The sequence below is a fragment of the Pseudoxanthomonas spadix genome (genome assembly GCF_003703395.1).
Classification (GTDB): Bacteria; Pseudomonadota; Gammaproteobacteria; order Xanthomonadales; family Xanthomonadaceae; genus Pseudoxanthomonas_A; species Pseudoxanthomonas_A spadix.
Map to the genome: position 1 here is coordinate 25,720 of NZ_RDQN01000014.1, position 10,256 is coordinate 35,975.

A 10,256-nucleotide genomic window follows, 5' to 3' on the forward strand; every position below is an offset into this window, starting at 1 on the left:
AGGGCAGGGCTGGCAAGGATCAGGCGCACGCCCCGGCCTGGTCGAGGGTCGCCGGCACGGGTCTGTCGCAGCTCAGTCGGCGGCAGGATCGTGGCCGGGGCGACTGTTCGCAGGCACGGGTGCGGCCGGCGCGCCGAGCGCGGCGAAGTCGAACAGGCGCGGATCGGCCAGCTGCGCCGGGCGCACGTCGGCCAGGGCGCGGGCGATCTGGTCCACGCGCCCGGGGCTGTCGCGGTCCCACTGGGCCAGCATCTGCCCGACCTGGCGGCGCTGCAGGTTCTCCTGGCTGCCGCACAGGGTGCAGGGAATGATCGGGAAGCCGCGCGCAGCGGCGTAGCGGGCGATGTCGGCCTCGCGCACGGTGGCCAGTGGCCGGATCACCACGTGGCGGCCGTCGTCCGAGCGCAGCTTGGGCGCCATCGCCGCCAGCCTGGCGTGGTGGAACAGGTTCATGAAGAAGGTCGCCACCAGATCGTCGCGGTGATGGCCCAGGGCGATCTTGGTGAACCCGTGCCTTGTCGCATGCGCGTACAGCGCGCCGCGGCGCAGGCGCGAACACAGGCTGCACAGGGTCTTGCCCTGCGGCACCACCCGGCTGACCACCGAATAGGTGTCCTGCTCGATGATCTGATACGGCACGCCGCGCGCGGCCAGGTAATCGGGCAGCACCTGTGCGGGAAAGCCGGGCTGCTTCTGGTCCAGATTGACCGCGACCAGTTCGAAGTGCACCGGTGCCTTCTTTTGCAGCTGCAGCAGCATGTCCAGCAGGGTGTAGCTGTCCTTGCCGCCGGACAGGCAGACCATCACCTTGTCGCCGGCTTGGATCATCGCGTAGTCGGCGATCGCCTGGCCGACCTGGCGGCGCAGGCGCGCGCCGAGCGCGGCAAGCTGGCGCGCGGACCCGGACCGGGCCGGATCGGCGATGAGTTGCAGGGGCAGGGAGGCGGACATGGGCTGGCTAGTCTAGCCGTGGTCGTTGCCCGGGCCAGCGCCGCAGTTGCCCGGCGCGCTCGCAGCGCGGCCAGCGCCGGGAGCGTCTTTCGCGCCGGCCTCGGTCTCCCCGCCGACGCCGGCCGCGGGTATGCTGGGGAGCGTGGACCCCATCAATCCAAGCGAGGTCGTCTCCCGGCTTGCCGCCCTGCGCCGCGAGCACCGCGACCTGGATGCGGAGATCGAGCAGCGCGTGGCCGATCTGCAGGCCGACGAGCTGACCGTCAAGCGCCTGAAGAAGCGCAAGCTGTGGCTCAAGGATTGCATCGCGCGGCTGGAAAGCGCGCTGATCCCGGACGAGCCGGCCTGAGCCGGCGTGCAGGGTTCGGGCGCTGTTTGACGCCTTGTGACGCCTGGCGTCACCGTGGCAGTCCGGCCCGGCGACTGGAGACTGCGCATGAGCGTTGCAGGTCCCGGGCTTGGGCCCGGGCGCACCGTTGGCCCGATGCTTGCATGGGCAGTCATATTCGACCCGGGCTGTCCGGGCGCCATGGTGCACCGGTCTTCGATGTACTCCGCTGTCTCCAGCGCTGCTGTCAGTCCGTTCCCGTCCAGCACCGGCACAGGGCTGCAAGCCGCCCGTTTTGGCCCTGGCCAGGGCGGTGCCGCACTGCGCGCGCTGCGCCAGCGTCTGCGCGACGAACAGGGCGAGCCGGTCGGGGTGGAGGACGACGCCCTGGAAATGAGCGCCACCACGGTGGCGGTGGTCGAGGGTGGCCAGGCCGTGGCCGCGCTGCGCCTGCATGCCGCCGACACCCCACCGCTGCGCCGTGACCTGGGCACGCTGCTGCACCTGGAGCGCTTTGCCGGCATCTGGCCGGCCGAGACCATCGTGGTCGGTTCGCGCCTGAACGTGCTGGCCGATTACCGCATCCGCCCGGTGATGGACACGATGCTGCGCGAGACTTACAGGCTGGTGCGCGACTCGGGCGTGCGGTTCGGCCTGATCAACTGCGCGCCGGAGCTGCAGGCGCTGTTTGCCTTCTACGGCTTCCACGAATACCTGCCACCGGCGATCCTGCCCGGCGGCAACGCGGTGCTGCGCATGGCGCTGGTGTGCGAATACGCCACCGGCTTTCGCGCCTGCGGCTCGCCGCTGCTGGACCTGGTCCAGCAGCCGGAGTTGGGCCAGGCGGGCCATGCCTGGCTGGTGCAGGCCTTCCCGATGCTGGGCTGAGAGCGTCCGACAGCGGGCCAGAAAGGCGTGCTGGTGGCGGCTGTCTCCTGGCGCTCATTCGGAAGGGTCGGGGACCGGCTCCGGACGCGCCGCCTCGGGGCTGACCCGTTCGATGGTGTGGCGCAGTTCGCGGCCCAGGATCACCTTGGCATCGCGCGCCCAGGCATCCAGGCGCGCATCGAAGCGCAGCTTGCTGTGCTCGTCCGGCCACACCAGCCCGAGCTCGCGCAGCTTCTGGATGAAGCCGCGGAACAGGGTCTTGTCGAAGAACTCCGGCGCCGCCGGCGCATACAGCAGGCTCAGGCGCTGGGCGGCCTGCTGGCACAGGCTTTCCAGCTCGGCCGTGCCCAGCGTGCCCGGGCCGTTCTTTACCAGCACGCTGATGGCGATGTAATAGCGCTCGAAGGCCTGCTGCAGCGAATGGCCGATCGCGCGCAGGCGGAACACCTCGTCGGTCTGGCCGGCGTTGCGCGCCAGCATGCCGCCGTCGTCCTCGCCGACCCCCGATCGGGCCGGGGGCAGGCTCTGTTCGAGCAGGCGCGAGGCGATGAACACCTCGATGGTGCGTTCGATGCGCGTGCCGAACTGTTCGGCCGTCCACGGCAGGAACAGCTCGGCCTGCAGGAACGGATACAGCTGCATCCCCAGCCCGACCAGGCGCTGGCGCGACATGCGCCGGTTGTTCTGGAAGCAGCAGGCAATCCAGGCCGCGGCGGTGAACAGGTGCAGCACGTTGTTGCGGTAGTAGCTCAGCAGCACCGCGGTGTCTTCGTCGACCACGTCCAGCACATCGCCCAGCGGATGGGAGATGCGGCGCAGGACGTTGATCTCCAGGCCGTGGGCGATGATCCGCTCGGGGCTGTGCGGGGTGACGGTGACCCGGTCCGAATACGGCAGCTGCGCCAGCAGCGCCTTGGACAGGTCGATCTGGGCGATCAGGTCGGCCTCGGCCATCGCGTGCTTGGGCGTGGACAGCAGCGCCAGGGCCAGCAGGTTGATCGGGTTGACGTCGGCGGCGCCGTTGATGCGGGTGTGGATGTCGGTGGCCAGGCAGGACACCACCTCGCCCAGCCAGGCCGGCTTGTCGTCTTCCTTCAGCGGCTTGCCGTCCCATTCCGGCGCGCGCTCGGCCAGGACCTGGCTCAGGGCGATGGGCTCGCCGAAGTTCACCACCACCTGCCCGTAGTTGCGGCGCAGGATCCTGGGGATGTTCCGCAGCAGGGCCCAGATCGATTCCTTCTGCTTGGGCCGGCCGGAGAGTTCGTCCAGGTAGCTGTTGCCCTCGATCAGCTTCTCGTAGCCGATGTAGACCGGCTGGAACAGCACCGGCTTGCGCGGCTGGCGCAGGTAGGCGCGCACGGTCATCGAGATCATGCCGCCCTTGGGCGGGACCAGCCGGCCGGTGCGCGAGCGCCCGCCTTCGATGAAGTACTCCAGTGAATAGCCGCCGGACACCAGCTGGGCCACGTACTCGGTGAACACCGCCGAATACAGCGGATTGCCGCGGAAGGAGCGGCGCATGAAGAACGCCCCGCCCTTGCGCAGCAGCGTGCCGATCACCGGCAGGTTGAGGTTGATCCCGGCGGCGATGTGCGGCGGCACGATCCCGCGCTCGTACAGCAGGTAGGACAGCAGCAGGTAGTCCATGTGGCTACGGTGGCTGGGCACGTAGACCACTTCGTGCCCGGGCGCGGCTTCCTTGAACCTGTCCAGGTGGTGGATCAGCACGCCGGCGTAGATCCGGTTCCAGACATGGCTCAGCAGGAAGCTGGCCGAGCGCACCACCGGGTTGGAATAGTCCGCGGCGATTTCCCAGGCCATGGCGTGGGCTTTCTTCCAGGCGTCCTCGGGCCTGGTGTGGTCGCGGCGGGCCTGGTCGGCGATGGCCTCCTTGACCGGCTCGGCGGCCAGCACCTGGTCCACCAGCAGGCGCCGGGTGGACAGGTCCGGGCCGATCACCGATTCGCGGATGCGGTGGAAGTGGGTGCGCAGCACCCGCGAGAGCTTGCGCACCGTGCGCTCGGGCGGCAGTGCTTCGTCGATCGAATCGCGGATCGAGACCGGCGGTGAGAACCGCACGATCGTGCTGCGGCCGTTGAGCAGGATCGCCAGCAGCCGGCGGAAGCGGCCCACCAGCGCCCAGTTTTCCGAGAACAGCACCGCGAACCAGCCGCTGGCCTTGTCCGGCGCGCGGCCGACGAAGATCGACACCGGCACCAGCTGCACGTCCAGGCTCAGGTTGTGGCGATGGGCCTGGAGCAGGCGCGCCAGCGAGTCCGAATGGGTCTTGGTAGCACCGGCCTCGGGGATCAGGGTGCTGGCGTTGCGCCGCGACAGCGCCAGGTAGGCGCGCTTGCGCCGGATCGGGTCGCCCGGCAGGGGCAGCAGCGGCGAGGGCAGGCCCGCCAGCTGGCAGGCGCGGTCCAGGATCAGCGCGTTGGACAGGCCGTAGTCTTCCAGCACGTAGCAGACCGGGCGGCTGTCGATCAGCGCACCGGGAGCCTCGGGCTCGATGTCCAGGTTGACCCACGGGTCGATCAGCTTGTGCATCAGCTGCGCCCACAGCGGGGTCTTGCCGGGCCGGCCGTTCGGCGCGGACACCGGAATCGGCAGCGGCGGGGTCGCCTGGTCGGGCGCCGCTCCGGCCGCAGGCGGCGGTGGCGTCCCGCCTTCGGGCGGACGCGAACCGTCGGGGCCTTGGCCGTCCGGGAAGGGCAGGGGATTCTGTTCGGGCATCGTCGGCATTATGCCCAATGGCCGCTGACGGCCGTCCTCATTGCGCGGCGACCTTGCCATCGGTTGGCGGCGAGGGCGCCGGCGGGGCCGGATCGGGCGCCGGCTGCGGGGCTTGCCGGAGCAGTTCGCGCAGGTCTTCGGCCTGGTCCATGTAGTCGGCCACGTACCAGCGGTCCGCCTGGCGGCGCAGGGTGACGGTGAGCTGGATCGGCTTGCCGGCCAACGGATAGGTCACCGCGACCATGGCCAGGCCGTCCTTTTCGGTGACCGTGCCGGTCTGCAGCTTGTCCAGGCTGTCGGCCAGCGACAGGCCGTAGTCGGACAGCACGCCGGTGAAGGCGGCCAGGAACGGCTGCAGCTGCCGCAGCGAGGCCTCCATGCCGGCGGCCTTCAGGTCGGCATCGCTGTCGATCCGGGTGGCGCGGGCGGCGGCCACCAGCGTGCGCAGGGCGGTGTGGGCGCGGGCCGCATCGGCCAGCGGGGCGCTCTGCGCCCAGGTGGCCAGCACCGGCACGACCTGGGCCAGATGGGCGCGCTGGCGGGGATTGAAGTCGCCCTGGTTGCGCACGTACTGGCCGACGAACAGGCCCAGGGTCTGCGCCGCATTGCGAAGGTCGGCGCTCTGTCCGGCCAGGTGGCGGTCGTAGTCCTGGCCGAGCTGGCGTTCGGCATCGTTGGCCGACAGCGCCGCCAGCATCGGCACCAGCTTGTCCGGCAGCGGCAGTTCGCTCAGCGGCCAGCGGCTCAGGTCCTGCTGCCAGGCATCGGAAAAGGTCCGGTAGTCCTGCGCCGGCACCGCCGCGCGGGCGAAGCCGGACAGGTCGTTGTGCCGGAGCAGTTGCGCCAGCTGGCGCACGGTGGCGGCCGGGCCATCGGGCGTGGCGGCCACCTGCGGGGCCTGGCCTGGATGACAGGCGACCAGCGCCACCAGGGCGCAGGCGAAAACGGCGGCGGTGATGCGCTGGGCCAGATGCATGGGTCCCCCTGTGAGGCGCCATCTTGGCCGCAGCCGGCCGGGCTCGGCAACAAAACCGGCCCGGCGACGACCGGCCTGCAGGACAGCGGTGGTGGAACAGGCCGATCGAAGCCGGACCCGCACCGCCTGGTGCCTGAACGGAAACGAGGCGATACGTTGGTGTGCGATACGAGGCGTTGTGTTATTTCAAAAGACTTGCGATTTCCGCCTGCATGGCCTCGGCCGCCGCACGCGGATCGGGCGCCTGGCGGATCGGCCGGCCGACCACGATGGCATCGGCGCCAGCGGCAAAGGCCTCGGCCACCCCCATCACCCGCTTCTGGTCGCCGACCGCGCTGCCGGCCGGGCGGATGCCCGGGCAGACGATCTCGAAACCCGCGCCGGTCGCCGCGCGCACCGGCGCGGCTTCCTGGCCCGAGCAGATCACCCCGTCGATTCCGGCGGCCTGGGCGGCCAGCGCGCGCTGGACCACCACCTGGCGCGGATCGGCGTCGATGCCCAGGGCCTGCAGGTCGCCGCGGTCCATCGAGGTCAGCACCGTCACCGCCAGCAGGCGCAGCTGGCCGCTGCGGGCATGGGCGGCCGCTTCCATCATCGGGCCGTGCCAGCCGTGGAGGGTGGCAAAAGTCACCGGCCAGCGCGAGAGCCCGGCGATCACCCCGGCCACGGTGGCCGGGATATCGAAGAATTTCAGGTCGACGAAGACCTTCTTGTCGCGCCGGGCCAGCGCGTCGAGCACGGTGAAGTAATCGCCCGAGGCCAGCAGCTCCATGCCGATCTTGTAGAAGGACACCGCATCGCCCAGCCGCTCCACCCAGGCCAGCGCCTGCGCGGCGGTGGGTTCGTCCAGGGCCACGATCAGGCGCTCGTGCGCGCCCAGCCGCAGCGGCCCGCGTGGGCTCATCGGGCCAGGTCCAGCGCGGCCTGCTTGGCCGCGCGACGGGCCTGGACCGGTTGCGCCCAGTCGTTGTTGAACAGTGCCGGCTCCCACGAGCCGTAGGTCGGGCCGGCCAGCATCCACCAGCGCTCGCCGAACCAGTGGTGGTGCTGGTCGAGCAGCTGCTGGCGGCCGGCTTGCGTGTTGGCGGTGACCTGGACGAAGTCGCCGAGCTGGTCGCCGAACTGCATCAGCACGCGGTACTGCTGGCCGGCCAGCTTGCGGCGGCAGTTCTTCTCGGTACCGTTCTGCTCGCAGCCCGGCACCTGGGTGCCCAGGCCCAGGAACACGCTGTCATCGGCCACCGGCAGGCCGACGGCCCTGAGGTTGGCGATGGTGGCGTCCTTGAGGTGCACGGCGCGGTTGGAGATGTACAGCAGGGTCACCCCCCTGGCGTCGGCGGCCCTGGCAAAAGCGACCACGCCGGGCACGGCCCTGGCCTTCTTCTCGGCGACCCACTGATCCCAGCTGACTTGGTCGTACTGGGCGTGGTCGGCGATCAGGCGCGCCTGGTAGGGGGAGTTGTCCAGCACCGTTTCGTCCACGTCCAGGATCACGGCCGGCTTGAGCCCGGTGGCGGCGTTGCCGCGCTCCTCGGGTACCAGCGCATCCCAGCTGCTGGCCTTGAGCGCGGCATCCAGCCGGCCGGCCGCGGCGCGATAGGTCTGCTCGGACAGCGCCTTGTACTCGGCCGCGCGCTGCACCCACAGCACTGCGTTGAGGTTGTCGTCGGCGACCACGCCGACGGCGGGCGTGGCCGCCGGGGTGGAAGTGGCCGGCATTCCGGCGGTCGTGGCCGGTTCAATGCTCTTGCAGGCAGACAGGGCCAGCAAGGTGCACACGCTCAGGAGCAACGCACGAAGTGGGGTCACGGAAGCAGGCAATCGACGCGAAGGGAAGCGGCAGTTTAGCGGCTGGGCGTCATTGGCGGACTTCAATCGACCATGGGTGCGGCATCGACGATGCCGCCGATGACGCGACCGCTCCTGGCCATGCCGCACCAGCGGCGAGCCGCGGCTATCCTGTCCACCCGCCGTACCGGATCGACTTCATGAGCGACGCCCCCGCCCTGCCCGTGCTCGACGCCACCCAGGCGCGCCTGCTGGGCTGCCTGATCGAAAAGCAGGCCACCACGCCGGATGTCTATCCGCTGACGGTCAATGCCGCGGTCACCGCCGCCAACCAGAAGACCGCGCGCGACCCGCTCATGAACCTGCAGGCCGGCGCCGTGCAGCACGGCCTGCGCGCGCTGGAACAGCTGGGCCTGGCGCGCCAGCAGTTCTCCTCGCGCGCCGATCGCTACGAGCACCTGGCGGGCAAGGCCTTCAGCCTGCCCGACCAGCAGGTCGCGCTGCTGGGCCTGCTGCTGCTGCGCGGCGCACAGACGGTCAACGAACTGCTCAGCCGGGCCGAACGGCTGGCCAGGTTCAGCGATGCCGATGATGCCCGCCATCACCTGGAACGCCTGGCCCAGCGCAACCCGGCGCTGGTGGTCCAGATCCCGCGCGGCCCCGGCCAGCGCGAGGACCGCTGGATGCACCTGCTGTGTGGCCCGGTGGATGTGGCAGCGATCAGCGCACGCACCGGCGCTTCTTCATCCCCCGCCACGAGCGGCAGCAGCGAACTGGACCACCGCCTGGCCGATCTGGAAGCGCGCGTGGCCGAACTGGAAGCCCGCCTGTCGCGCCTGGAAGATGGCGGTGCCGCGCCGCCGGCGGCCCCGCAGCTGTCCTGAGCCCGGTGCCTTCGGCGTAAACGCTGATGAAGCCTGCAGGCGCCGACGCGGATCCCCACCCATGCGGATGACCTTGCCCGCCACGCTGTTGCTGCTGGCCGCGGTGGCCGGCTGCGATCGCCCGCCACCACCGCGTGCCCCGGCGGCCGTGCGCTCGGCCCTGGACACCACCCCGGACGGGCCGGCCCCGCCGATCACGATCAAGCCCTCGTTCCAATGCCCCAGGCCGGTGGTCGAAGGCGAGCCCCAGCTGCCGCTGGACGCGCCCCTGACCGACCTGCAGAAGCTGATCTGCGACGAGCCTGAACTGGCGCTGCTCGACCGCCAGGCGCACCAAGCCTACCTGGCCGCGCGCCTGCGCCGTGGCGTGGACCGCGCGGGCCTGTCCAGGGCCGAACGGCAGTGGCAGGACAATCGCAAGGTTTGCCTGAAGGCGCCCGACCCGCGCGCCTGCGCGGCCGAGACCAGCCGCACGCGCCTGGTCGAGCTGGCCCTGCAGGATCCGGCGACGGTGGCGCGCACCCGGCTGGATTTCGCCTGCAAGGGCACGGCCACCCCGCTCACCGCGGCCTTCTACAGCCAGCTGAAGCCGGCCTTCGCGGTGCTCGGCTTCGGCGACCAGCAGGCCATCGTGTTCGCCGAGCCCACCCATTCCGGACTCAAATACGGCCGCACCGGCGTGGATTTCTTCGTGCGCAAGGGACAGGTGACGGCCGACTTCTACGGCCGCGCGCTGGCCTGCAGGTCGCCGACCTGGCGCCCCGCGGAAGAAGCGCCAACGAGGGTCGCCGCGCAGGCCGCCGATGCGCTGGTCGAACAGGTGAGCCGGACCACGTCGGCATCCACGTCGGCATCACCGGTCCCGAACGCTCCGCCATCGTCAGGCTCTGCCAACGCGGCAGAAGTCGCGACCGCCGCGCCGGTGGTGCAGGCGCCGGTCAGGCAGGGCGCGCCGACGGCGCCGACGTCTGCACCCTGGCCCGCCTCTGTCCAAGCGCCGGTGACCGCCTCCGCACCCGTGACCGATGCGCCCACCGGGCCGCTCGCCTCGCCAGCGCCAGCGGCGCGTGCAGCGGTGCGCTCGCCGGTCGCCCCGGGCGCGCCCGCCAGGGACGCCGCGGCGCAGGCCACCGATGCGCTGGTCCGGCAAACCCTCTCGCCGGCACCAAGGCCGCCTGCACCGATGCGACCGCCCGCCGCTGCCGGCGCACCTGCCAGAGGCGCCGCGGCACGGGCGCCCGATGCCCTGGTCAGACAGGACCTGTCGCAGGCACCGAAGCCGCAGGCACCCAAGCCACCGCCCGTCACGAACGCGCCTGCCAGGGAGGCCGCGGCGCAGGCCATCGATGCGCGGGCCACACCGGTCGTGCCGCAGGCGCCGATGTCCTCGGGCCCGGCGCGCGCGCCCAGCGCTGTCAGGCCGCCGGTGAACCTGGCCGCCGCGCGGGCGACAGAGGCGCTGGTCCGGGCGGTGGTGCTGCAGGCGCAGGGGTCACCGGCAGCTGCGCGCACCGACGCACCCACCGGCACCGCGCCGGCGCCTGCCGAGGCCAGACCCTAGTGTAGTGTTCCATTCTTTTTGGAACTTAAGCGCTGATTGGCGCGGATCACCTTCTGCAGGATGTCGCGGGCGCTTCTGGTCCAGATGAACGGCTTGGGTTTGGTGTTGTGATGCGCGAGGTACTCGTCAATGGCGGCGATCAGT

The 10,256-nt window shown here is 71.0% G+C and carries 9 protein-coding genes; 4 read left to right on the forward strand and 5 right to left on the reverse strand.

Features of this window, described 5'->3' with window-relative positions:
• Window positions 1–72: 72 nt before the first annotated feature.
• Window positions 73–951 (reverse strand): tRNA 2-thiocytidine(32) synthetase TtcA, encoded by an 879-nt coding sequence (ttcA, locus tag D9R12_RS14665; RefSeq protein WP_122231529.1) that lies wholly within the window; start codon window positions 949–951, stop codon window positions 73–75.
• 142 nt (window positions 952–1,093) lie between these two features.
• Between ttcA and D9R12_RS14670 the strand changes: the two genes are divergently transcribed.
• Complete coding sequence (locus D9R12_RS14670) at window positions 1,094–1,300, forward strand: YdcH family protein (protein WP_043290249.1); 207 nt, start codon at window positions 1,094–1,096, stop codon at window positions 1,298–1,300.
• A 198-nt stretch (window positions 1,301–1,498) separates the two neighbouring features.
• Window positions 1,499–2,167 carry a GNAT family N-acetyltransferase gene (locus tag D9R12_RS14675; protein WP_122231531.1) on the forward strand — a complete coding sequence of 223 codons (669 nt, stop codon included), beginning with the start codon at window positions 1,499–1,501 and terminating at the stop codon, window positions 2,165–2,167.
• A 54-nt stretch (window positions 2,168–2,221) separates the two neighbouring features.
• Here D9R12_RS14675 and plsB read toward each other — a convergent pair whose 3' ends face one another.
• The 4 genes from plsB to D9R12_RS14695 form a co-directional block, all read right to left on the reverse strand.
• On the reverse strand, window positions 2,222–4,912 hold the full coding sequence (gene plsB / locus D9R12_RS14680; RefSeq protein WP_122231533.1) for a glycerol-3-phosphate 1-O-acyltransferase PlsB: 2,691 nt from the start codon (window positions 4,910–4,912) through the stop codon (window positions 2,222–2,224).
• Window positions 4,913–4,940: 28 nt separating this feature from the next.
• Window positions 4,941–5,879 carry a hypothetical protein gene (locus D9R12_RS14685; protein ID WP_122231535.1) on the reverse strand — a complete coding sequence of 313 codons (939 nt, stop codon included), beginning with the start codon at window positions 5,877–5,879 and terminating at the stop codon, window positions 4,941–4,943.
• A gap of 181 nt (window positions 5,880–6,060) precedes the next feature.
• Window positions 6,061–6,783 carry an orotidine-5'-phosphate decarboxylase gene (pyrF, locus tag D9R12_RS14690; protein ID WP_122231537.1) on the reverse strand — a complete coding sequence of 241 codons (723 nt, stop codon included), beginning with the start codon at window positions 6,781–6,783 and terminating at the stop codon, window positions 6,061–6,063.
• Window positions 6,780–7,688 carry a 5'-nucleotidase, lipoprotein e(P4) family gene (locus D9R12_RS14695; protein WP_043290246.1) on the reverse strand — a complete coding sequence of 303 codons (909 nt, stop codon included), beginning with the start codon at window positions 7,686–7,688 and terminating at the stop codon, window positions 6,780–6,782. The genes pyrF and D9R12_RS14695 overlap by 4 nt, the downstream gene beginning before the upstream one ends.
• 179 nt (window positions 7,689–7,867) lie before the next feature.
• Here D9R12_RS14695 and D9R12_RS14700 point away from each other — a divergent pair, with 179 nt between their 5' ends.
• Together D9R12_RS14700 and D9R12_RS14705 are read left to right on the forward strand one after the other, a co-directional pair.
• Entirely contained in the window at window positions 7,868–8,551 is a 684-nt protein-coding gene (locus tag D9R12_RS14700) for a YceH family protein (protein ID WP_122231539.1), read from the forward strand.
• 61 nt (window positions 8,552–8,612) lie between these two features.
• Window positions 8,613–10,112: an MliC family protein gene (locus D9R12_RS14705; protein WP_147475109.1), complete on the forward strand. Its 1,500-nt coding sequence runs from the start codon at window positions 8,613–8,615 to the stop codon at window positions 10,110–10,112.
• Window positions 10,113–10,256 lie beyond the last annotated feature (144 nt).

Coding starts and splice junctions, on each gene's coding strand:
- pyrF (WP_122231537.1), bottom strand. CDS start 6,783: ATGAGCCCACGCGGGCCGCTGCGGCTGGGCGCGCACGAGCGCCTGATC.
- D9R12_RS14700 (WP_122231539.1), top strand. CDS start 7,868: ATGAGCGACGCCCCCGCCCTGCCCGTGCTCGACGCCACCCAGGCGCGC.
- plsB (WP_122231533.1), bottom strand. CDS start 4,912: ATGCCGACGATGCCCGAACAGAATCCCCTGCCCTTCCCGGACGGCCAA.
- D9R12_RS14675 (WP_122231531.1), top strand. CDS start 1,499: ATGTACTCCGCTGTCTCCAGCGCTGCTGTCAGTCCGTTCCCGTCCAGC.
- D9R12_RS14705 (WP_147475109.1), top strand. CDS start 8,613: ATGCGGATGACCTTGCCCGCCACGCTGTTGCTGCTGGCCGCGGTGGCC.
- D9R12_RS14685 (WP_122231535.1), bottom strand. CDS start 5,879: ATGCATCTGGCCCAGCGCATCACCGCCGCCGTTTTCGCCTGCGCCCTG.
- ttcA (WP_122231529.1), bottom strand. CDS start 951: ATGTCCGCCTCCCTGCCCCTGCAACTCATCGCCGATCCGGCCCGGTCC.